This window comes from Gimesia chilikensis (assembly GCF_007744075.1).
GTDB classification, from domain to species: Bacteria; Planctomycetota; Planctomycetia; order Planctomycetales; family Planctomycetaceae; genus Gimesia; species Gimesia chilikensis_A.
The window spans coordinates 4,414,395-4,437,785 of record NZ_CP036266.1 but is presented as its reverse complement, the minus strand read 5'-3'; the positions used below and the strand labels follow the sequence as shown (position 1 = coordinate 4,437,785).

At 53.9% G+C, this 23,391-nt stretch carries 16 protein-coding genes; 8 read left to right on the top strand and 8 right to left on the bottom strand.

Annotated elements, in window-relative coordinates; genetic code table 11:
• Nucleotides 1-186: 186 nt before the first annotated feature.
• A complete protein-coding gene (locus HG66A1_RS16655) occupies nucleotides 187-1,230 on the top strand; it encodes a phosphotransferase family protein (protein WP_145186255.1) in 1,044 nt (347 codons plus the stop codon).
• Between the two features lie 112 nt (nucleotides 1,231-1,342).
• Nucleotides 1,343-2,710, top strand: coding sequence for a phosphopyruvate hydratase (gene eno, locus HG66A1_RS16650; RefSeq protein WP_145186252.1), 1,368 nt, complete (start codon nucleotides 1,343-1,345; stop codon nucleotides 2,708-2,710).
• A gap of 9 nt (nucleotides 2,711-2,719) precedes the next feature.
• Here the strand turns inward: eno and HG66A1_RS16645 are convergent, their stop codons facing one another.
• Nucleotides 2,720-4,981, bottom strand: coding sequence for a serine/threonine-protein kinase (locus tag HG66A1_RS16645; protein ID WP_145186249.1), 2,262 nt, complete (start codon nucleotides 4,979-4,981; stop codon nucleotides 2,720-2,722).
• Nucleotides 4,982-5,177: 196 nt separating this feature from the next.
• On the opposite strand from HG66A1_RS16645, the gene HG66A1_RS16640 reads away from it, so the two are divergent.
• The gene (locus HG66A1_RS16640; protein WP_145186246.1) at nucleotides 5,178-5,804 is read left to right on the top strand and encodes an RNA polymerase sigma factor; all 627 of its coding nucleotides are present in this window, start codon (nucleotides 5,178-5,180) and stop codon (nucleotides 5,802-5,804) included.
• Here HG66A1_RS16640 and HG66A1_RS16635 read toward each other — a convergent pair whose 3' ends face one another.
• From HG66A1_RS16635 to HG66A1_RS16625, 3 genes are all read right to left on the bottom strand, one after another.
• On the bottom strand, nucleotides 5,805-6,875 hold the full coding sequence (locus HG66A1_RS16635) for an LOG family protein (protein WP_145186243.1): 1,071 nt from the start codon (nucleotides 6,873-6,875) through the stop codon (nucleotides 5,805-5,807).
• A 52-nt stretch (nucleotides 6,876-6,927) separates the two neighbouring features.
• Nucleotides 6,928-7,293 carry an STAS domain-containing protein gene (locus HG66A1_RS16630; RefSeq protein WP_145041575.1) on the bottom strand — a complete coding sequence of 122 codons (366 nt, stop codon included), beginning with the start codon at nucleotides 7,291-7,293 and terminating at the stop codon, nucleotides 6,928-6,930.
• Nucleotides 7,294-7,417: 124 nt separating this feature from the next.
• Nucleotides 7,418-10,090, bottom strand: coding sequence for a HEAT repeat domain-containing protein (locus HG66A1_RS16625; RefSeq protein WP_197996626.1), 2,673 nt, complete (start codon nucleotides 10,088-10,090; stop codon nucleotides 7,418-7,420).
• Nucleotides 10,091-10,585: 495 nt separating this feature from the next.
• Between HG66A1_RS16625 and HG66A1_RS16620 the strand changes: the two genes are divergently transcribed.
• Nucleotides 10,586-11,392 carry a prolyl oligopeptidase family serine peptidase gene (locus tag HG66A1_RS16620; protein WP_197996625.1) on the top strand — a complete coding sequence of 269 codons (807 nt, stop codon included), beginning with the start codon at nucleotides 10,586-10,588 and terminating at the stop codon, nucleotides 11,390-11,392.
• 66 nt (nucleotides 11,393-11,458) lie between these two features.
• Here HG66A1_RS16620 and HG66A1_RS16615 read toward each other — a convergent pair whose 3' ends face one another.
• The 3 genes from HG66A1_RS16615 to HG66A1_RS16605 form a co-directional block, all read right to left on the bottom strand.
• Nucleotides 11,459-12,385 carry an ABC transporter ATP-binding protein gene (locus HG66A1_RS16615; RefSeq protein ID WP_145186237.1) on the bottom strand — a complete coding sequence of 309 codons (927 nt, stop codon included), beginning with the start codon at nucleotides 12,383-12,385 and terminating at the stop codon, nucleotides 11,459-11,461.
• A complete protein-coding gene (locus HG66A1_RS16610; protein ID WP_145186234.1) occupies nucleotides 12,382-14,703 on the bottom strand; it encodes a hypothetical protein in 2,322 nt (773 codons plus the stop codon). The genes HG66A1_RS16615 and HG66A1_RS16610 overlap by 4 nt, the downstream gene beginning before the upstream one ends.
• A gap of 201 nt (nucleotides 14,704-14,904) precedes the next feature.
• Nucleotides 14,905-15,645, bottom strand: coding sequence for an alpha/beta hydrolase (locus HG66A1_RS16605; RefSeq protein ID WP_145186231.1), 741 nt, complete (start codon nucleotides 15,643-15,645; stop codon nucleotides 14,905-14,907).
• Between the two features lie 356 nt (nucleotides 15,646-16,001).
• On the opposite strand from HG66A1_RS16605, the gene HG66A1_RS16600 reads away from it, so the two are divergent.
• On the top strand, nucleotides 16,002-16,793 hold the full coding sequence (locus tag HG66A1_RS16600) for a hypothetical protein (RefSeq protein WP_145186228.1): 792 nt from the start codon (nucleotides 16,002-16,004) through the stop codon (nucleotides 16,791-16,793).
• Between the two features lie 110 nt (nucleotides 16,794-16,903).
• The gene (locus HG66A1_RS16595) at nucleotides 16,904-17,365 is read left to right on the top strand and encodes a YiiD C-terminal domain-containing protein (protein WP_145186225.1); all 462 of its coding nucleotides are present in this window, start codon (nucleotides 16,904-16,906) and stop codon (nucleotides 17,363-17,365) included.
• Between the two features lie 6 nt (nucleotides 17,366-17,371).
• Here HG66A1_RS16595 and HG66A1_RS16590 read toward each other — a convergent pair whose 3' ends face one another.
• Nucleotides 17,372-20,887, bottom strand: coding sequence for a mechanosensitive ion channel domain-containing protein (locus tag HG66A1_RS16590; protein WP_145186222.1), 3,516 nt, complete (start codon nucleotides 20,885-20,887; stop codon nucleotides 17,372-17,374).
• A gap of 468 nt (nucleotides 20,888-21,355) precedes the next feature.
• Here HG66A1_RS16590 and HG66A1_RS16585 point away from each other — a divergent pair, with 468 nt between their 5' ends.
• Both HG66A1_RS16585 and HG66A1_RS16580 read left to right on the top strand, forming a co-directional pair.
• The gene (locus tag HG66A1_RS16585) at nucleotides 21,356-21,805 is read left to right on the top strand and encodes a hypothetical protein (RefSeq protein WP_145186219.1); all 450 of its coding nucleotides are present in this window, start codon (nucleotides 21,356-21,358) and stop codon (nucleotides 21,803-21,805) included.
• Nucleotides 21,806-21,929: 124 nt separating this feature from the next.
• Nucleotides 21,930-23,390, top strand: a complete 1,461-nt coding sequence (locus tag HG66A1_RS16580) for an efflux RND transporter periplasmic adaptor subunit (RefSeq protein ID WP_145186216.1) — start codon at nucleotides 21,930-21,932, stop codon at nucleotides 23,388-23,390.
• Nucleotide 23,391: the final 1 nt, after the last annotated feature.

Here is a 23,391-nt window from a genome sequence, read left to right as displayed (position 1 = left end):
AATTCCTGCGTAGCAGCGGATTATGCAGGTTATGCGGCTGGTGAGGAAAGCGCCTAGAGCACACCGCCTGCTGATTTCCTCCGGGGAAGCGCATTCTAAGCCTGTTAAGAGAAGGAATCTCAGATTATGATGAAGCGGTCAAAATAGGATTAACGCTTACCAGTTATCAACTTATGGGAAGAAAACATGGAGCGGGAGATCACTGCGGAGAACGTGATTGAGTATCTCAGGGAACAGGGACAGCTGGAACCTGATGAGCAGGCTGACGCCGAGGCATTGGCCTGGGGGGTCTCCAATATCGTCATTCGTATAGATCGGGCAGCCGACGCCGATTTTGTGATCAAGCAGTCCCGCAAGCAGCTGCGGACCCAGGCCGAGTGGTTCAGTCAGCTGGAGCGGATCTGGCGCGAACTGGAAGTGATGCAGGAACTGGAGCAACTGTTACCCGCGGGGGTGGTCCCGCGGGTGCTGTTCGAGGATCGGGACAACTACCTGTTCGCCATGGAAGCGATCGCCGCCGATCACAGGGTCTGGAAGGCAGAACTGCTGGATGGCCGGGTTAATCAAACGGTGGCCCGCGAACTGGGGAAATATCTGAGCGCCATCCACAGAAAGTCGTTCCTTCAGGAAGGCTATCAGCAGCGGTGGGGGGACTGGGAGATCTTTGACCAGCTGCGCATCGATCCTTTTTACCGGTTCATTGTTCGCTCACATCCGGAAATCAAAGAGTGGGTTGCAGAACTGATCGAGGAAATGTCCGCGCATCGGCTCTGTCTGGTGCTGGCAGACTTCAGTCCCAAGAATATCCTGATCACCGACGAGCAGATCCATCTGGTCGATTTTGAAACAGCCCATTTTGGTGATCCGGCTTTTGACCTGGGATTCTTTCTGAGTCATCTCCTGCTCAAGGCCATTCATTTTCAGACAGAGGGAACTCACTGTATTGAGTTGTCAGAAACATTCTGGGAGTCCTACCTCAGCACTGAGGTCGTCGCGCCTCTGAAGTCGGGACCAGAGACTGCTAAAATGGAAGAACCGCAGATCGGACAGCGGACCATCAAACATCTGGCAGCCTGCATGCTGGCCCGCGTCGATGGTAAGAGTACTGTCGATTACCTCTCCAGCGCACAGCAGGATCAGGTTCGATCTTTCGCACTATCGCTGATTCTGGACGCACCGGCTTCCCTGCCGCAGGCGTTTCAAAGACTACGGGAGATGCTGACCTCCTGAGGGACGCTCGGGTGACGCGGCCCGAGAATCCTGTTATGTTTAAATAAGGAACTGTCTGAGAGCTTCAGACAATAATTCGGAACTACAAAGGCAGACGGGAGAGTATTCTGTCATGACACAAATCGAGTATGTTCAAGCACGCGAAGTATTTGACAGTCGGGGTAATCCCACGGTGGAGGTCGAAATCTGTTGTGCCAATTGTCGTCCGGGACGGGCCATCGTTCCCAGTGGCGCCAGTACCGGAAAGTTTGAAGCCGTCGAACTGCGAGATGAAGATCCCGATCGCTTTGACGGACTGGGAGTGACCCGCGCTGTCGAGAATGTCCGCCGCGAAATAGCGGATGCACTGATCGGTCAGGATGCGGCTGACCAGCGGGCCATCGATGATCGGCTTCTCGAACTGGACGGAACAGAAAACAAATCACGACTGGGGGCAAACGCAATTCTGGGAGCCTCTCTGGCTGCGGCCTACGCTTCTGCCGAGGCACAACAGCAGAGCCCTGTAGAACGGTTTGCGGAAATCTGGTCGGAGTATCTTGAGTCGCAGACCGGTGTCGAACCGATACAGCGGGCGCGGACTTCCCTTCTCGCAAAGTCGATGTCCCTGCCGCTTCCGATGGTCAACATGATCTCGGGAGGACTGCACGCAGGTCGCAATCTCGATTTTCAGGACTTTCTGATTCTGCCGGTCGGAGCGACCTCGTATCGTCAGGCCTTTGAATGGATCGTGACCATCTACCGTCGATTGGGACAGATCCTCAACAAGACCGGACACGAAGGCACCCTCATCGGCGATGAGGGGGGCTACGGTCCCAAACTCTCCTGCAACAGTGAAGCGGTCAAGTACGTGGTCGGGGCCATTGAAGCCGCCGGCCTGACACCGGGCGATGATGTCGCCATCGGTCTGGATGTCGCGAGTACGCACTTCTATGACGCGGAGAGTAACACCTATCACCTGAATGCGACGGGTGAGGAAGCACTCTCAGCCGACGATGTGATTAACATGCTGGAACGCTGGGTCGACACCTATCCAATCGTCAGTATCGAAGACGGCCTGGCCGAAGATGACTGGGAAGGCTGGAAGAAACTCACCGAACGCCTGGGGCATCGCGTGCAGTTGATTGGCGACGATCTGTTCGTGACCAATCGGCAGCGGCTGCAGCAGGGTATCTCCAGTCAGACTGCGAACAGTGTGCTGGTCAAACTTAACCAGATCGGCACTCTGACCGAAACGCTGGAAACCCTGCGGATGGCCATCGATCACGGTTACTGGCCCGTCGTCTCAGCACGCAGTGGAGAAACCGAAGATACCACTATCGCCGACCTGGTCGTGGCGACCGGTGCCGGTCAGCTGAAGGTGGGCTCCGTGGGACGTAGCGAACGCCTGGCCAAATACAACCAGCTGCTGCGACTCGAAGAACTGCTGGCGGATCGGGCTCCCTACCATGGAGGCGGAATCTTCTCCAGTCTGCAGCGGTAAGCAGGTCTTTCAGTTGATTCCGGAGAGCGAAGCCGACTGTGGACCGCGCTGGTTTCGGGAGTAAAGCGTGATGAGCGCATCCAGGTCAGCCTGAAGCGACTGGAAGACGCGAAAGATACTGACCGCTCCCAGTGTGCCTGCGACCGTAATCAGCACGATGGCGAGTTTGTCATCCAGGTTTAATATCGCCAGGGCGGCGATACTGAGCATCGGCACCAGGAACGCCAGGATCAGATAGACCCAGCTCAATTTCTTGAGTCGCTCCAGCGGCTCAGGAGATTGCTGACTGAAATCAGCCCGTTCGATCAGCTGCGGATAAATCGTATGCAGGCTGAAATACGTGACGCCAAAAAACGGATAACTGGCGGCAATCAAACCGCAGAGCAGCAGCGATCCCAGGAAATGCAGATACGCAGAGACCGGCAGCGAACCGATGGCGTAATGCATGCTCACCGGGTAGGCGATCCCTGCAATGATCCAGAGCGTCGTACAGATCAGGGCCGCATAGTGCCCGAGCCGCAGGCAACGTTTCTGCAACATCGTATCTGGTGGCACAGCGGGCTGCGCAGGAGCTCCTTTCGGGGGGCGTTCTCTGACCAGTGTCCAGGTAAGCCAGCCCATTAGACCGAGGCCGGTCGGGTAGGCGATCAAATTGATCGCGGTCTGGATATTCCAGAAGGCATCCTGCGAATTTTTGAGTTGCTCGATGATGTGCTTCTGGTTGTGGAAAAAGTTAAACAGTCCCGCCAGGATATTCGGTATCGCGACAATCAAAATCACGATCAGCACTTCACAACCGGTGCAACGGGTAAACCAGCTTTTCGATGAAGGAAACAGGATCTGCTGGGCACGTGGATTCAGGCATAATTCGAGCTGGCTGGCCAGTTCCTGGCCCGAGCTCCACCGCTCTGCAGGATCGGGAGCCAGGCATTTCTGAAGCACGGTAATCAGATGCTCGGGGCAATCGGGGGGCAGGTGCTGAGGAGCTGCCTGCAGACTCTGACCGGCTTTACGTTGTTCGATCATCTGACTGAGTAGGCTGGACCAGCTGTCGGTCATCGCAGGATTATCAAAGGGGCGTTTTCCGGTCAGCAACTCGGCCAGCATCAGCCCCAGCGAAAAGAGATCGCTGCGCTCATCCAGGCTTTCGGGCAGACGTGTATGCGTGGGATCATAGGCTTCCAGCTGTTCGGGCGACATGTAAGCCAGGCTGCCCCCGAAATAGGCGGCGGGCGTCGTCCCTGTCACATGCGAGCTGAAGCTGATATTAAAGTCGGCCAGTTTGGGAACCCCCTCCGCAGTCAGCAGCACATTCGCAGGCTTGATGTCGCGGTGCAGGACCCCTTTCTGATGGGCATAGTCCAGCGCTTTGGCCAGCCGGATGCCGATCCAGCAGATCGTCTCGGGCCAGGTGAGTGAATTCAGGGTCTGGTAGGTGACCGATTCGGTCGGTCGGCTTTCTCCCCGTAATTCCAGTGACTGATTCAGGGCGGAAACCAGCAGGCTGCCCGAACGTTCTGCGGGCGCGGTTTTGCGAATCAGTTCAATCACCGACTGCAGAGTGCCTCCCGGCAGATATTGCATATACAACAGACGCAGTTTTTCATCGGGAAGGATGCGCTGGTCAAACACTCGCACGATATTTTCGTGGTCGAACTGAGCCAGGGTCTGTGGTTCGTCGCTGGAATCCTCCGAGATTTTCAAAGCGACCAGACGCTGCATCGAATTCTGGCGTGCCTGGAAGACACGGGCAAATGCACCCTGACCGAGCAGGGTCAGCAGATCAAAATCATCTACCGTCTGTCCGGGCTGAAACTGATGCCATGTCTGAGGTCGGGTCTTGTGGAATAGACTGGTGGTCTGGTAGGCATGATCCAGATCGAAGAGTTGCTGCAGTTGTGGACTACCCGTGGGGAGGTAGCCCAGGTATTCGTCGGGATCGACATCAAAACCGTTCTGCCGCCGGAGATGATATTCTTCATAGAGCAGGTCAAAGGGCAGGCTCGCGGTCTGCAGTTCGGGGAATTCCTCCAGGTATTCCTGCAGGCGTTTAGGGAAGTTAAAACGCTGCCAGCGATATTCGAGGTCGATTTTGATCAACTCGCTCAACAGAAAAACCGGAGCCGGCTGCGTTTGTGAAAGATAAGCACGTAACTCGGGCGGTTCTTCTGCAGACTCCCAGTCGGAAACAAACTGTTCCATGGCTTCAGTCAATGCATCAAGCGCAAGCTGGCTCTCTGTTGATTCAAGACCTGGCGTAGCTTCGGACAACAGTGAACTCCCGGGTAATGGTTTGGCGGATTCAGACCTGGAATCGAGCAGGTTTATGTGGCTGACAGGCGCTGGACGTGCTATAAAATGTCAATGTCTTCGGTAATACAGTCCACATGGTAATCAATCCTGCACGGCGATGAAAGCAGAATGCTGTGCGTAAATGGTTGAACTCAGGCAGGAAGTAAGAAGCGGCATGGCGGCAGATATTGAAGAATTGATCCAACGGATTCAGCAAGGCAGCGAACCCGCGCTGCTGGAATTTCTCGAAATTCATCGCGCCCCTTTGCTGGCGTTCATTAACAAGAACATGAGTGATGCGCTGAAATCCAAAGTGGAAGCGAACGACATTCTGCAGGAAGTCTCGCTGAATGCCGTCTCAACATTTTCTGAATTTGATTTTGAAAAGAAAACGCCCTTCAACTGGCTCTGTCATCTTGCAGAACGCCGGATTATTGATAATCATCGCAAATACTTCCAGGTGCAGAAGCGGGCTGCTGGACGGGAGATTCGTCAGCCGGCTGGCGGTGATGGAGCAGGGCAGGGTTTTATGGATCTGCTGGTAGCCAGTATGACCAGCCCCAGCCAGGCGTTCTCTCGCGGTGCCCGGGAAATGAAACTTCTGACCGCACTGGAGTCACTTCCCGAGGAAAGTCGCGAGGCTATTCGACTCAAATATGTCGAAGGGCTCAATTCGAGTGAAATTGCTGACCAACTGGGTAAATCAGATGTCGCTGTGCGGGTGCTCGTCAGCCGTGCGATGGCGAAGCTGCAGGAGCAGCTTAAACAGGAAGATGAATTTAAAAGTCTGCTGGGAGGCTGACTATTCTTCTTCCTCCTCCTCTTCGCCAGGAGCGGGAGCCAGTTCCGAGTTGATGCGGTCAATCATCTGCCGTAAACGTCCCAGGTTTTTGCGGTTGAACAGCAGCGAAATGCGAGGCAGGTCGACGAGGTGTTCGTCGTCCATTTCCAGATCGTGGGCATCGACCTTGGTAATGATGCCTGATTCCAGAATGTCTTTGAATTCAATGTTGAGCTGTTCCACGAATTCATTGCTGGGCTCGACGTGCAGACGCAGAACCAGGCGTCCGTTGACGTACCGCATACTGTTATAGACGCTGTAAAATCCGATGATCTCGTCGACGGCATCTTCGATGTCATCGGTGATATGAAACAGTGACAAGTCTTCCGGAGAGATCAGTTCATGCTTCAGCAGATTGTTTTCAATGTAGGTTTTCCAGTCACTCCAGTACGTGCCTCCCGGCGCTTCCAGCAAGACGATGGGCATCGGATCCCGTTTGCCGGTCTGAACCAGCGTCAGGGTTTCGAAGGCTTCGTCCTGGGTGCCGAACCCACCCGCACAACAGACAATCGCGTGGACCTCTTTCACAAACAGCAGCTTGCGAGTGAAGAAGTAATTCAGGTTGACCAGTTTTTCGTCTTTATGGATGACGTAATTGGGCTCCTGCTCGAACGGAAGCATGATGTTGACGCCCATCGACATATCGGTCCCGGCACCGACGTGGGCGGCTTCCATGATCCCCGGGCCGGCGCCGGTAACAGTCATCCATTTTTCTTCCGCCATTCTGCGACCGAAGTGCAGGGCCTGCTGGTAAGCGGGATCGTCGGGCAGAGTTCGAGCTGAACCGAAGACGGTCACTTTTCGCTGCTTGCGGTAAGGTGTGAAAACCTTGAAGGCGTAGCGCAGTTCTTTGAGAGCTCGGTCGAGAATCTTGAGGTCGCCGCGCGTTGCCTGGTCCTGCTTGAGTTTGTCGGCTGTGTCTTTGATACTGGCGATAATCGATTCGTGCGGATACAGCTCGGTACAGTGTTCCGTTGGCAGTACGTCAGACTCTGAAACGCGGGGGCGGGTTTTTCGATATTTCCTCGACATGATCAATTAATCCTTTAATGTAGCTGGTCGAGATGAAGGCTGGTAACAGTTGTTAACCCATCAGGGCATCGAGGGCTTCGTCCCTGGTTTCGTATATGGCCCAGAGAGTGTCTAACGCCGTAATGCGGAGTAATTCGCTGGCCATTTTACTGGCACCGCACAGTACCAGTTCGCCTCCACGACTGCGGACATGTTTGTGGCATCGCAGCAGCAGGGCCAGGAAGACCGAGCCAAAGTAACTCACATCACTCAGGTCAAAAACAACCATGGGAATTTCAACTTCCTGCAGTGGTGCCATGACGATATCAGCGGCCTGTTCGATCAGGTCCCAGCTCATGGATTCCACGTTGCTCGCCGGAATGATTACAACCGTGTTTCCATGCCATTCCAATTGAAAATCGTCGTGGTAGTTCGTCATGAAGTCGTTCCGCGGTGAAGATGTGATTCTCTGGATACTGAAAATGAGTGCAATTACAGCCCATAATACTGTGAACACCGAGGCGAGAACAGGCTACTAGAGGCCCAAAAACGAGATTTCACACTTAACTCCCTGTAAACAGCCGAGAACTGGACCCTGAGTGCTGAGTTTGCCACCAGTTCATCCAGATTTTCGCCTGCTCGCTGGGGCTGGAAACCGTCTTCAATTCCGCTGGTCGATCGGATGGGGGAACCAGTCTGCCCAGGCTGCTCAGAATCTCTTCCAGGGTGGACGAGTTACGTTCGGTCCAGGCCATCTGGATCAGTGGTTCTACGAACCGCGTCTGGCCCGATTCTCCCATTTCCCGTACGGCGTCCCGTCTGACCGCACTGCGGGTGTCGTTGGAGAGACGCACCAGTTCCTGCATACCCTGGAAGTCGCCCAGGTGACTCAAAGCGACCACAGTTTCAAAGCGGACACGTTGATTCGAATGGGTTAGCAGGTTCCGTAGCGATGCCGGTCGCGACGGATTTTGTTCGTCCGTCTGGACACCGTTAATGGCGATGGGATTATGGCATTGTCCCAGGGTACGGATTGCCGCCAGTTGCACGGAGTGGTTGCTGTCATTCAACAGGGGTAAGACCCAGGGGGCATACTGGGGAATTCCGTGAGCACCAAAATACTCGCAGCCCAGCACCCGAATGTCAGGCCAGTTGTGATTGATTGCCAGCAGGGCAAGCTGAGCGGCCTCTTCATAGCTGTCTCGGGAGATCGATTCCATCACAATCCGCCAGACGAGCCGGTCCTGTTCCCGGGACATCATGGTACGCAGACGTTTGACGATCACCGGATTGAGCGAAGATTTCTGTGAGCTCATAAACAGTTGCTGGGCCGCCTGACGCCGGTCGGTGACATGCGAACTGTTCAACTGCTGGAGTGCGGCGTAATTTGTATCGAGTTTGGGAAGCAGGTCGCTGTATACCTCATCCGGGATGGCAACCGATGTCTCCAGAATCATCTTCTCCAGCTGATTGACTTCTTCGGGAGTCAACTGGGACAACTCCTGGAAAGCGTGTTGCCAGCCGGGAGCGTCAGGGCTCTGGTTGAGCAACTGTTGGAAGTAAGCCTGCAGTTCCGCGACACGTCCCTGATTCACGCGGGATTCCTGATGGATTCCCTGCTGCATCAACTGCGTCCAGAATCCGCCGGGAAGTTGTCCCGACTGTACCAGTGACTGGATGGCGGCTGTCCGTTCTTCACGTGAGGCTTCGATGGAGATGATCCCGCCGACACCCGTCCGTTCGGTCAGCTGCAGCACACTGGCGCGGCGTGTTTTGAAGACGCCTTCCTTAATCCCTTCCAGCAGGAGGGGGATTGCCAGTTCGTCTGGCCAGTGTCGGATCGATTCAATCACGGTGAGTTGCACTTCGGTGCTGCGGTCGTTGATCAGGGACTTCAGTTGCAAAGCGGCATCAGGCGTGGGAGACTGTCCCAGGCCTTCGGCGACCGCCAGGCGTACGGCAGAGGAGCTGTCATCTCCCAGGCCAGCCAGGTAGACAGGACCCCATGAACTCAGGCCCGTCGCAGCGGCGACACGTACTGTTTCCTGGGGGCGGGTGGATTGCTGTTTCAACATGCGGAGTGCGGTATCGCTGCCCAGCAGTCCCAGGTTTCTGATTGCATTGTTCTGCACCAGCAGATCAGCGTCTTTGAGTTGTGCGATCAGGATGGCTTCGGCGTCGGGATGACGAACCACGGCCGCCCAGTAGCCGAAGTTCCAACGGATGATGGCATCCGGATCCCAGCGAACCTGCATGATATTCTCAGGCCAGGCAGAAGACTGGTAAGGACGCGGTTGTTGTGAGGCTGCAGTGCGATGGGAAAACTGATCCGGTTCCGCATAAAACCAGAGGCCATGCATGATACAGCCTTCCAGGGCCGCCCGGCGAAGTTCCTTCGGTGGCAACGCGCTGCTGTCAGTGATATCCATCGACTGGTTCATGGATGTGATTTGAGCTGGCGGCATGAAACGTGACAGGCTGCGGTAGAGTTCCCCTCGCAGCTTGAAGGAAATATCAGGACGCGAAAGCAGTTGGGTCAGGCGTTGCTTAGTCTCAATAGGCAGCGCATCTGCATGTGCCAGTACCAGTGAGAGACCATTGAGTGCAGCCAGTCGTATGCCTGGCGAAATGCTGGCTTTCTGTTTCTTGTCAGATTTTGATTCGGAGTCCGAACGCTTATCCGCTTCACAGACCAGCTTCTCCAGCGTCGGAATGGTGTCGGCTGCAGTCCGGGGGGCCAAGGTGGCCCAGAGGATGGTTGCGTTCCAGCCGGCCAGGGTATCATGTGCGGCCAGTTGTTGCAGGGCGGCAATTTTCTGTGACTTATGCGTTGGTTCGCTATCTTCTTCCCGGTGGAAGAAGTCATGCAGGGCATTGAATGACCAACTCTCTGTAGCTGACTTGTTGTCAGGAGCAGTCGGTTTCTCAGTCCCAGTTGATTTCTCTGGTGTGGTATCGTCTGCGACCTGTTCTGCTTGTGCTGACTTGTCAGTCGTTTTGACAGATTGCGTGACCTGTTGCAGGGGAGAGCTGTCTTGTTTGACACCAAACAGCCAGCGATGGTTTTGTGGGGCAGAGAGCTCCGTTGTTTTCAAATCGCGAAGTGTTTTCCATTCGTCATACGGAGACCAGTGATGGTTTTTGACCCACAGATCCTGGGAGAGATAAACGTTTAAACCTTCCAGCTCGGCGGGGATCTCTGGTTTGAAGGTTTCTACTTCTTTGAAGGCAGTCACGACCGGCGTTTCGCTGACGTTTTGTAACAGACTTTTCTGACATCCAGAGAGTGCAGCGCAGACCAGAAGAGGGAGAGTCCACGACAGCCATTTTTGATGACTTCGACGAACCTCTGACACTCGGGCTAAATTGATTCCGCAGGGGGAAGCAGATTTCATGCGCGAAACAGATCGGTAGGTTGGGATGTGAGTACGATTCACTTCTGGAACAGAAGCGGGAGTTGTGGACCGAACAATAACAGATGACTGAATTTAGGTGAAGAGCAGTCTCCATACATTGATGGCTGCGTAGGTCGCTGTTCGTGGAGCTCAGATTGTTAAAATGGGATGAGTGGCTGTTTGTGAAAGCTGTGTATATTCCCTGGGTTGACGACGGGGGAGTCTCTATTTCGCGTCCATGCTTCGCTTGCGGAGAGACTGCGGGTATGTCATGCTCAGGATCTATCTTGCTTAACTTCACAGAACCACAAATCAGGATATGGAGAGAAAAGACCTATGTTGCGAAAAATGTTACCAGGTACTCTGGCACTGCTCATGCTGATGAGCGGGGCTTCCATCCAGGCGGAAGAGAAAGCACAGTCGGGCAAGCAGGGTGCTGCAGAGCTCAAAACCACGATTCCAGTCAACATGGATTACCTGATCTATCTGCCCGAGAATTACGACGAGAAAGAAAAGTGGCCCTTAATGCTGTTTCTGCACGGTGCCGGAGAGCGGGGAGATAATCTGGATCTGGTGACAGTCCACGGTCCTCCCAAGCTGATCAAGAACGGAAAGCAGTTCCCCTTCATCGTGGTTTCTCCCCAGTGTCCCAAAGAGCAACTCTGGCAGCCGGTGGAACTGACGGCTCTGTTGAATGACATTGAAAAGAACTACAAGGTCGACAAAGACCGGATTTATGTAACCGGCTTGAGTATGGGAGGCTTCGGTACCTGGTCCCTGGCCGCGTATACGCCTTACCGCTTCGCCGCCCTGGTGCCGATTTGCGGCGGTGGCGAAAAGTTCTGGGTCAAGAAAATCAAACACGTTCCCATCTGGGTTTTCCACGGAGCGAAAGACGGCGCTGTGCCACTGGATCGTTCGCAGACGCTGGTCGACGTGCTCAAGAAAGAAAAGGCCGATGTTTCGTTTACGATCTATCCGGAAGCCGGTCACGATTCCTGGACGGAAACCTACAACAACCCCGAGGTTTACGAATGGCTGCTGAAGCAGAAACGCAAACCCGAAAAGGAAGTCAGAGCCGCGGAAGCCAAAGCAGAAGCAGAACGCAAAGCAAAGCGTGAAGCAGCGAAAAAGAAGAAGTAGTCATCACGATCAGTGAATCAGGTTGACGTAGACTGCTGCGTCAACCTGACCGCTGAAACAAATGATTTATTGAACGAGACCTTTGGTCAGTTCCATAAAGGCGGTTTCCAGGTTGATTTCCTCTTCGCGGAACAACTTGAGCTGGAAGCCTTCTCCGATCAGCAGAGAGGGAATGAAGGTGTAATCCTTCACATCATTCTGCAGCGTCACCAGCATCTCATCTTTCTTGATTTCCAGCTGGGAAACCTGGGGATTCTTTTCCAGCAGGGCTGCTGCCTTGTCGGTGTTCTCAGTCACCGCAACATGCAGCAGGATCCGCTGACGTGCCTTCTTCATGACCTCATCGACGTTGTCATCGACGATCAGGTTTCCTTTTTCGATCATGCCGACCCGCGTACAGACGTCTGCCAGTTCGGGGAGAATGTGACTGGATACGATCACGGTCTTCTTCATTTCCCCCAGTCGTTTGAGCAGGTTACGGATCTCGATACGGGCACGGGGGTCGAGACCGCTGGCAGGTTCGTCGAGGAGCAGCACCTGCGGTTCATGCAGCAGCACACGTGCCAGCCCGATTCGCTGAGTCTGGCCGCGGGACAGCTGATTGACCATGGCGTCCCGTTTGAAGGTCATATCGACCAGTTCCAGTTTCTCTTCGCAGACCTTACGGCGCTGCGGCCCTTTGATGCGATAAGCCGAGGCGAAAAACTCGAGGTATTCGATCACGGTCATGTCGTCATAGACGCCGAAGAAGTCGGGCATGAAGCCGACCAGACGACGGATTTCTTCGGGATGCGTGTAGATCGATTTCCCGCAGACATAGGCTTCGCCATAGTCCGGACTGAGCAGCGTGGCGATCATCCGCATGGTCGTGGTCTTGCCCGAACCGTTGGGGCCGATAAAACCGAAGACATCACCTTCACCCAGGTTCAGATTGATATTATTCACGGCAACCAGGTTACCGTAGCGTTTGGTTAAATTACGTGTTTCAATCACTCTTGATCACTCCCGGTAGGTGTGTCCTGCTGCTGGGGCAGTTCTTCTTTTTCTTTGTTCTCTTTTTCGTCCAGCGAAGGTAACTCGTATTGAATCTCCCGCGAGCGTTTCACGGGGATTACGACACGCAGATAGGTGTCCTGCTGATCCTGGGGCAACTCGGTGTCGTCCAGCTTTACCTGGCTGAGGGGCTGATCCAGTCGAGCGAACAGCACGGCTCGTCCCAGCCGCAATTGTTCGGTGAGATCCAGTTGCTCGGCTGCAATATTGGAGAGTCCTGTATAGCCGAAGCCCCCTGAGCTTTCATGGAATGTCAGAATCTTCAGGATCTGGTAAGCGTTTTTGGAGAAGGCATCGTATTCTGTCTGTTCGGTAACGACATTGCCCGCATTCGCGCCGCGGGCGGCGATCCGTCGCGAAACCGAACCAGTAAGATAACCTTTGATGTTACGCGATTCGACCAATGGACCGTTGATGTCCCAAGCCTCGTCGGCGGGAATGTACGAGTCTTCCAGCTGCTCCGGATTGACGAGAGGCAGATAAATCCGGTTGCCATACGCCAGCACCCAGTCTTTCAGAGGACCGGAAAAATGCTGCGTCAGATTCCCGGAGAGCTGTCCCAGGCTGTTCCCTGTCAGATTCGAAGTGAGCAGCTCAGGCTGCTGCTGTGACCAGTCTCCCAGCAGACTCTTGGTGCCCCATTTCAGCAGAGGCAGATTTTTGATTTCGGTGGAATCCGGCGTGAACGCATACGTGGGTCCCGTAATCGTTCCTTCGGCAGAGCGATACATGCCGGCAAACGTGGTTTCCGGCAGGCCATTCCAGCAGAGGTGTGTTGGAAACTTGTCAGACTGGGCTGTGGTTGTGGGAATTTCAGACATCACCTGAACCTGGTAACGCCGCGTTTCCGGGCTGTAGAGATTCAGGTAAAACCGCCCGCGGAGTTGCCCGGTGGTGGCATCGTAGTCTGTCAGATTCAATTGAGTCGAATGCAACTGGGAGCCGTTGTTCTGTTTGGCGGTCAACACACCCCAGCCGGCAGCCAGCAGGACCATTGTGGGAAAAGTGAACCAGGTGATATGCGGTTTCTTCAGGATCCGATGCACGACCAGGTAATCGAGGGGGCCGATGATCAGCAGATAGACCAGGATCAATCCCATGACCCACCAGTGTGAAGCACGTTTGACACCCAGGAAATTCTGCTGTGAATGAAACATCTGTGTTTCGAGTTCGGAAATTCCGGTCTGTGAAATCCGTTTACCCAGCTCGGCATTTTTGCTGCGCGTGGCGGTGACCTGATTTCCACGGAGTGCCAGTTTGGGGCAAAGGTTTTCCAGTCCGTCCCAGCCAGACAGCGGGCTGGTATTCAGATCCAGTGCCAGGAATGTGACCACACCCAGTCCGTAAGGAACACGGACGAGCAGCGGGCCATCCAGAGAGGTGGCCAGCACTTCGCCGGCGTCAATTTGAATGCGAGAAGCAGTGGCGACTCCGCGAATTCGCGAGCGGACAGTTGCATACAGTTCAAGGCTGCTCAGCTCACGTACGCGGCTGGTTCCCAGAATCTTGACTGGAATCCATTTGGCGAAATCACTCTGCTGGTACGCCTCCTGGTCAGTACCCACGCAGATCACGAGGTGACCGCCGCTGGCGACCCAGTCTCGAATCGCTCTGTTTTTCACCCCACTCACACTGTAGTCGCTGTCGACAATCAGAGTGTCAAGCGTGTCGTAGCCATAGGCGTCTTCGGGCAAGAGTGCCTGATCGGAAATCTGAACGCTGTACTGATCCAGATTCGGGTCGAGTGTCTCCAGTTCTGATTCTGAAATCGTATCGTAACCGGCTACCTCACCGATGGTCGCCCAGAGTTCCACTGACTGTTTGATTCCCATGCCTGCGAACTGATTTTGGGCAGACCGGGGCGTGTAAGCGAACTCCTGCAGAACCGCCTGTGATTTCGCTTCTTTCAATCGGATCCGTAAGGGGCAGTCCAGCAGACCTGCTTTGAACAGGGAGCGTAACTGGTACTCACCTGGTTGCGGACATTCAAAGACCTGCGAGGGGACTTCCGTGGGGTTTCCGTCCGGGGAGAGGGCGGTAACTGTGAATTGCAGACTGGTGGCTTCTTTCGTCGCGACTTTGAGTGTCACGGGAACCCAGCGTCCTACCTTGTAGATGCCGCCAAAACCGACCTGGACCTGCTCGACTTCAACAGCACCAGACTGTTCCGCTGCAGGCGACAGGGAAGGCTGTGCCCAGAACAGCAGTAACAGCAGCATGGAAATGAGTGGGGTTCGGAATACGAGAGGTGATTTCATGCTATCTTAATTCTGTCCCCGGAAGCCGGGACAGAGGCCCGAAAACAGTTCTGGTAATGGATTTGAGTCATCTGAAGAACTCAAAAGTCAAATGGAATGTATCACGTGAATTCGCTGTTGTTATTATGTCCTGAGTGGAGATCAGTCTCAATACAAGGCCTTGACAAATAAAGGGTTTCCGCGGATTAACCTGATCTTCACTCAAAGACTGCTCGTCAGATCAGCAAGTAGACTGCCGAATTTGTCCAGTGCGGGCTGTGGGATGGTGTGGGGACCCACGAATTCCGTGAAATCGACCGCATAATCCCGTTGTTCCAGCAGCTCTTTCAGCCAGATCGCCCCATCGAAAGGCAGAATCGGGTCCTGAGTGCCATGACTCTGCTGAACCGGAAACCGGGCTGATTGATCCGCCAGGGCACCCCAGCGTTCTTCACAAAGCAGAGTGCCTGACCAGATCGCCAGTGCGGCTGGGGGCTCGGGTAACTGCAGAGCCACTTCAGTGGATACCATGGAACCCTGTGAAAACCCGGCAAGCACACACTGAGACAGTGGGACGCCTGTTTCCTGCAGCAGTGCATCGAGCATCGCACGATACTGTTGACCCGCTTCCAGCAGTCCATCTGGAGTCTGACCGCGCTGATCCCGGATTTTTCCGGTTGCGATTGCTTCATTCAAAGCGGCGACATCCAGCATCCACCAGGCACGTCCACCGGGGATTCCCATCTCAATCAGAGAGAGGGGGGCTGCGGGAAAGACGAATTGAACTTTGTCCGCGAGTTCCGCATTCTGTCGAAGAATTTCCGGACCCAGGGGAACCAGGTCGTCGCCGGGGGCACCAAATCCGTGTGAGACGACCGCGATGATTTGAGGTTTCGTCTCAGCGGGAAGTTGATCATAGATCTGGCAGCTGAGAGGACCGAAGGTACGAGTTGTGAGAGCCATGAGATTACCGTCGATTCAGTATGAAAACGCTAAAAGAGTTATGAGTTATTGATTTACAGCACTGATTGTGTCTGCGCAGAGCCATTTTATCAATCGCGCAGCCAGCCGTCTGAATCAATTTGTGGCGATTGTCATCGAAACCGCGCCACTCTGTCGTCAGCTGGTAGCGGCTGTGATGAGCTCTCAAAGAAACGGGTTTGATTAAAACCCTGATAATTCAAGAGTTACTGCAGTTCTGAAGCTTCTCAGCTCATTCTGGAACATGGTTTGCGACCTTCTTGAGGCACGCACACTGATTGATGCAGGAGTATGCCAGGGGATCAGACTCTCTGGCATCTGAGCGAAGGAGAATCACGATGTTTCAGCGCACCAGACAATTCGGCCTGATCGTTCTCTTACTGGGACTGTGGTTCATGCAGGAGAGGGGCCTGTATGCCCAGTCGCCGGGGCCGGAAGTGTTGGGAAGCCAGTTGAATCGTGATTCGTTTCAGCTCTGCAGGGAGATCCGCAGTCGGTTTCAGGGGATTCGTGGGCAGCGCGTGTACTATTCGAAGGCACGTGAGATTCATGCGCTGGCGGATGATATTCAGCGGATGATCATTCTGAAGGCACCGGTCCAGGGGATGGATCAGGCATTGGTCGATCTGGAACTGCTGGTTACGGATCTGGAGCAGACGCTGAAATCGGCCCGGTTACCGGTCTTGACCAGTCCGGTAATCAAGCCGACCGGACCGAACGGATATGTCTTCTATGGCGGTAACGGGTACCCGGATCCCTGTTTTCGCTGTCAGGGATTTCCTTACCAGATGATTCCGGAACAGAGTCTCAATGAAGTCTACGGAACCTTGCAGGGGATGCAGTTTTCAATTCGACAGTTACAGGCTCATTATGCACCTCCTGTTTCGGTGCCGGGGAAACGGACGTTTCCGGCGCCGGTGCCGGGAACCGATTCAGACCTGCAATCTGAGTTTCCTGCCAACCGGACACCGCAGCGGTCCCAACCGCTCCAGCCACGTCAGCCAGAGCGCGATTCCGACTGGAAGCCGTCTCGCAAGACCGCACCGGTGTTTCCTGCTCCGCAGCAGAAGTCCACGCCACCGGCTCTGGAAGGACCCGAATTTCTGCCACCACTGCCGATGCCGGAATAAGGATCTGCACTTCAGCCAGAGTGGATGTGTATTTTCAGCCACTTGTCTTTTCGGAGAGGATGCGTCAACATGTTCCTGACTGACGTGACGTTTAATCAGGAACGGGAAGTATGCTTGACTATGATGCTGAGGAAGTGACCGTTTATTTGCATGAGCATATTCCAATCACCCGCGCCATGCAGCTGGAAGTCATGCCTCCTGAACCGGATCGCCTGCGACTAACGGCCCGGTTGAAGCCGAACCTGAATCACCAGGAGACCGCCTTTGGAGGCAGCATTGCCAGTCTCGGAATCCTGGCCGGCTGGACGCTGATCCATCTGCGTCTGCATAGTTCTGAACGCAGATATAAAATCGTGATTCACAAAAGCGAAATCGAGTTCCAGCGCCCCATCGAGGCCGACTTTGAAGGGACCTGCCTGTTCCCGGAGGAGCCCGTATGGGAAACATTCCTGGCGTCTCTGCAACGGAAAGGCAGAGCCCGGATAGAACTTAACCCCCAGGTAATGGTCAACGGCAAGGTTGCCGCGACCATTAAGGGGAACTTCGTCATTCGGGAATTGTCAGACTTCTGAAACCGATCAGCTGGTTTCCGTGTTCTCAGTGGTTTCAGGACCCGGTAATTCCGGCGGAGGAATCATCACCGGTTTATCACCGTAGAACAGATGCACGTCCCGTTGTGGGAAGGCGATTTCAATGTCGGCGGCATTGAACTGCTCGTGGATGGCGGTATGAATCTGGTGAATCGCCAGCAGCCTGTTATCAAGGTCAGGCAGGTAGGCTCTCAGGATCAGATTCAGCGTACTGTCGCCGAATGATTCAAAGGTGATACTCGGAGCTGGATCCTCCAGGATCTGTGGATGATCCATCAGAATCTTCATAGCCAGATCGGTGGCCTGGTTCGTATCGGTACCGTAGGCGACCCCGACGGTAATGGTCACACGGTTGACAGAATCGGTCAGGGTCCAGTTCAGGAGTTTGCCGGTAATGAAGTCCCGGTTGGGTACGATGTATTCCTTGCGGTCCCAGTTGGTAATGGTGGTCGCACGCATGCGGATTCGAGAAACGATGCCCGTAATCTCATCCACGGTGATAATATCACCCACTCGAATCGGCCGCTCGATCAGCAGAATCAAACCCGAAACAAAGTTGGCGAAGATTTCCTGCAGACCAAAACCTAGGCCGAAGGTCAGGGCAGTCGCCAGCCATTGCAGTTTCGACCAGCCCAGGCCGAGTGCGTTGAAGACAACAAAAATACCGATCAACGCCACGACGTAGCGGGCCAGACTTGTCGTCGCATATTTCACAGAGGAGTCCAGGGGGAGCCTTTGCAGCACCAGGAACTCCAAAAGTCCCGGAATGTTCCGGGTGGCGATCACGGCAAACAGAGCATATATCAGTGCCAGGGCGATATCCAGATAGGTGACCGGTTCCAGTCGTTCTGTGACTTTCGTTGTGACATTACCGTCGGCATCTTTGACTTCCTCTTCGGTCTGGACCTGGGTGGACCAGAGCTTGAACGAGTCGAGACGATTGAAGGCGGGCATTACGTCCCCCCAGATCCCGAAGGCACCCAGCAGCAGAATCACCAGCATACATGCATTGACCAGTCGCTTGATCTGAGCGGAAATCTTCGTCAGGTCGGCCGGGTTTTCTTCTTCGGTTGTAATCCCGGCAATGTTGGACTCGGGCGTCGAGGATTCCTGGTTCTCCTTACGCAGTGCTTCCAGTCGTTCCTGATTCAGCTTGTGGCTTAACTGGCGATGATGGATCAGGATCCAGCGCAACAGGATCGCGCGGAACAGGATCACGCCCAGGAAGAGCCAGAGCGTCAGGAAGATCAGATGGAACAGGCTCATCGCCGTAAAATAGAAGCCGATCAGAGATAAAATGATCAGGCCGCAGGGAACGGCCAGCGCCAGGAAATAGACCAGATATTTCAGTCGGTCATACCAGACTTCCTGATTGTAGTTCATAATCGACTGGAAGAGACCGGAGCGGGGATGGAATACCCGGCGGGCAAAGATTGTATACGTTACCAGTAACGCGACGAAGAACAGCCGCTCCAGCAGATCCTGAGTGCGATCGACTTCTTTGCCATGCAGGACCAGCGTCACAAACAGGAGCGGAACAGAGATGGGAATCACCCAGCGAATATTTTTCCTGACATAGAGCACGGTCTGCTTATACCAGCCAAAGTGCGATTCTCCCAGTCCCAGTGGACGACAGATCTGGCGGATCAATTCCCAGAAAAACAGCAGCCAGGCGACCTGCCGCAAGCTGGAATCCACTGCTTTGACAAAGGGGGGCGTCTCGAGGCCACTTCCCAGACGCCAGGCGAAAAACCAGATGAATCCCGGCCAGACGATCGCGATGAACAAGGTCAGGAATGCGACGCGCGCGGTGATTCCAAACTTGCGAAAACTGCTGCGAATGATTTCCTTATTGATGATCCGCAACTGCTGTCGCACATTATAAGCCAGATAAAGCAGGCTCATAAAACAGAAAATCCCGGTCACGTAGATGATGGGATTGGTGATGATATCCTGCTGGATGGCTTCGAGTAACTGCTTCCAGTGTGTGGGGGAAAGTAACCAGCTCAGGGAGTTCGGAATCTGTTTCGCTTCGGCAAACGAGATCGGAGGCGAACTTTTGATCCAGAAGACACGTTCCTGGATGTAATCTGCATATTCTTCCGTCTGCTTGACCAGTTGCGTTTCTGCAACGTCGAGGTCCATCAGTTTGTTGAAATACGCGTTATTGCTGCGAATCAGCGTATCCAGGTATTCTTTCTGTTTGCCCAGTGTTTCTTCGACAATGCTCTTGAGATTCGCTTTTTCGATATCAGACAGCTTTCGCTTGCTGTCCTTGATGATGTTGTCTGTGACGGTTTCAGCAGAGGGAAATTCTGACCATTCATCATCCAGCTCAAACAGCCGCAGGTGAACTTCGTCGATTTCCTTGGCGCGCTTCTCGATGCTCAGTTTCCGCGTCTCTATATCGGGCAGGGAAGACTGCTGGTTTCGCAGGAGTAACCCAATCGGTCCGGTCAGACCGATGGATGTTTCTTTCTCCTTGGTTTGGGTAAACTGCTTTTTGAGCTCATCCAGTATTTTACTGGTCTGGGAGTATTTCTGATCGGCCGACTGAATTTTGTGATTCAGGGCCTGAATGGCTTCGGCATACTGCTGGTTCTTTTCGGCCAGGGGTTGCAGCAACGGATTGGTCGCGAAGACTTCATCCCGGGCTTCCTGTACACGCATTTCCGATTCGATGTTGCGGCGTTTGGCAATCTGTTTCTTGAGGGCCTCTACTTTTTCAGATTGCTTCTGAGTCTGCAGTTTCAGAAAGTCCTGCCTGACGCGGGGATAACCAACGGCTTCCTCAGCCTCATAGGAATTCAGCTCGCTTCTCAATGCCGGCTTTTCGGTTTTCAACAGACTGATCCGCGTCTTCAGCTCTGTTTTGCGGGCGTCAGTCACAACAGCTGGTTCGTCCGCTGGTGCGGGGAGCGCCAACTGTTTATCCAGATCGCTGACCTTGTTATCGATCTCTGCGATCCGGGTCAGAATCTCTTTCTGCCGATTCACTCGGCCGGTAATCTGTTCATCCCAGTTGGACTGTTGCTGTTTGAACTGCTCAAGATTGGCTTCCTCTTCCACCAGCGTTTGCTGCAGCTTAGGCAAATCCTGCATGTGATCAAACGAAGCTGCGGGTAGTTTATTGAGGTTGTCAATCTGCTGCTTGACCTGCTCCAACCGCTGCATCGCATTCTTGGCATCTTCTTCGTAGCGCGCAGTATTCCCCTTGAGTTCCTCTGTTTTTTTGAGGTTCGCCAGTGCCTGGCTGTAGAAGTCCCCGGCTTTTTTCTGGTTATCTTCCGTCAGATCTTTGATATTTTTGATCTGGTCGATCCGTTTCTGGATCGACTCACTGGTGATCTGTGGGGTTTCGGTCGTAGTGGGGGTGTCGCTGCCATTGGCAGGAGCCGGTTTCTTGGGCACCTGGGAATAGGAACTGGAGATAAATCCAGTCAGCACTAACAGAACGATGGCAACAGGCAGGCAGGATGTCCGCAAACGAGAACGACAGAACATGAGACGTCTATTTTCTTTTTTGAATCAATTCGAATTAGCTGAGGAGTTTCAATCCCAGTCAGGGATTGCGCTTTCGCGGCACAGTTTAGTAACTGAGAGGGGGCCAGGGCAAGGTGTGATCCGGTAGTCTGGACAGGAATGCGCATCTGGATGAGACCGTCAAGTATGCCTGGGAGGGCACCGACTCTGGTCAGAGACCACATACAGAAACGTTTAACTACAGACCGGCGAGATACAATCTCAGCTCTATCTGAGATCTGATGTCGAGTTAAAGAACTTGGGAAGTCTCCAGGAATAAGTCCTTGACACTTTCACACGTAGGGGTAAATAATACTCATAGAGTTGTTTACGGACAATTTCCCGCCTGTAGTCCTGTTCGTATTTTAATGCCTGAGTGGGCTCCGACCTGTGCAAATTCATTCCACATTCATCGAATATGAATCACAACTGCATTGGACAGCACGTGTTATGATCCGTGCCTGCCTGCTGCTGTCGTTGTGGAATTTGCCATTTCCCTGGCTGCACAATCACGAAGCTTATGCCGCCGCAGAGAGCAGCAGCGCACAACTGCCCGCTCACCTGAATCAATTTCACGATGGTCTGGAATCACCCGAAACCGGCTGGCATCTGCACTTCGTTTATCTGGGCAGAGAGCAAAGCGAAGATCCGCTGAAACAGAACCTGCCCTCGCAGCAGAATCAACTGATTCTCATCGAAACCGCCAGCACATCTTCTGCCGGGAAATCAGGGACACTGAGTGCTGTCGAACAATTCCTGATTTGTGCTGCCTTTTCCGCTAACTCCTGCTCCCTCCGGATGACCCCCGCCGGGACTGGTGACCAGCAATATGGTCCCCCTGTCTCCCAGGCCTGCTCTACGGGATCTCCTCGCGACCTGACCTGCGTTTCGCGCTGCTGAGTTTGTGCTCCCTGTGTGAACGAGTTTCGTTTTGCGCTCAGGGTTATGCACAGTTGAATGCAGTTTGAAACTGCGCTGCGCATGATTCTCCTCTCTCATTTCCGACGATTCGGGAGAAAAATTCATGAAATCGCGAGTTATTACCATCATGGTCATTCTGATTCTGTTCGCCGGGATCGGAATTTACTGGAAACAAAATCAGTCAAACACAGTGGCAGAAACAACTGCTCCTGACATCGGTTCTGCAGTCGAAACTGCAAACGAGGAGGCGCCCTCGGAAGTGGCCCTCTCTGAAGAGAAGATGAAAAACATTCAACTGACTGTGGCCCCTGTGAAACGACAGCCACTGAGTCAGATTCGCATGGTTCCCGGGCGGTTGCAGTATGACGACCGCAAACATGTTTCAGTCAAAGCACCCGCTGATGGTGTGCTGGTGGAAGTTCGTGTGAAAACCGGAGATAAGGTCAAGGAAGGTCAGGTGCTGGCAGTCCTGAACAGTCCCGAAATTGGAACCGCGCGAGCCGACCTGTTGCAGCGGACAGCTGAGTACGAACTGGCCCAGAAACAGTTCGGCTGGAAAAATGAAATTCAGAGCAATGTGCAGAAACTGGTCGATGCTCTACTCAGTAAGCAGCCTATGCCGGAGATCGAAAAAGAGTTTGCAAACGAGAAACTGGGAGACTACCGGTCCCAACTGCTCCCCGCTTATTCACGCTACCTGCTGGCTGAAATGATCAATTCGAAATCCGCTCCCCTGGCGAAATCAGGAGCAATTTCTCTGCAGTCACTGAAGCGGCGCGAAACTGAAATGCAGGATGCACGGGCCGATCTGAAATCTCTGTGCGAACAGTCGATCTACGATGTCAAACTGGAACGCGATCGAGAACAGGCACGCGTCAACGATGCCGAACATCGCATGACCATCAGTCGTCAGAACCTGGAAGCCCTGATGGGATCGTCCGTGAATCTCGGTAGTAAAGAGCTCAAAGCAGCAGAGAAGCTCTCCCGGCTGGAAGTCATCGCCCCCTTCAGTGGAACCATTGAGGACCGTACTTTCAGCAAGTCCGAACGGGTGAATCGGTCCGATGCACTGTTTACACTGGCCCAGACCGACACTCTCTGGGTGGCCGCCGACATCCGTGAATCAGACTGGGCAGCGATTTCACTGACGGGCAGCCAGGAACTGCAGGTGAAAGTCAATTCGTATCCCGATGAGACATTCCCGGCGCGACTGTACTACCTGGGACGTTCGGTTTCACCGGTGACCAATTCGGTTCCGTTGATCGCAGAGATCAAAAATCCGGATGGCAAACTGCGTCCCGGCATGTTCGTTCATGTTCTGATTCCCGGCAAGCAGAAGTCCGATGTGATTACAGTCCCGGCCCGGGCAGTTCTGGATGACGCGCAACAGGAATTTGTCTTCGTCAAAACATCCGATCGTTCATTTCGACGTGTTGATATTCAGTCGGGCTTGAAAACAGAAGACTGGGTGGAAGTTCAGAATGGTCTTACGGAAGGTGAGCAGGTTGTGGATGAGGGGGCGTTTACCCTCAAGTCCGAACTGCTGCTGGAACGGGAAGAATAAC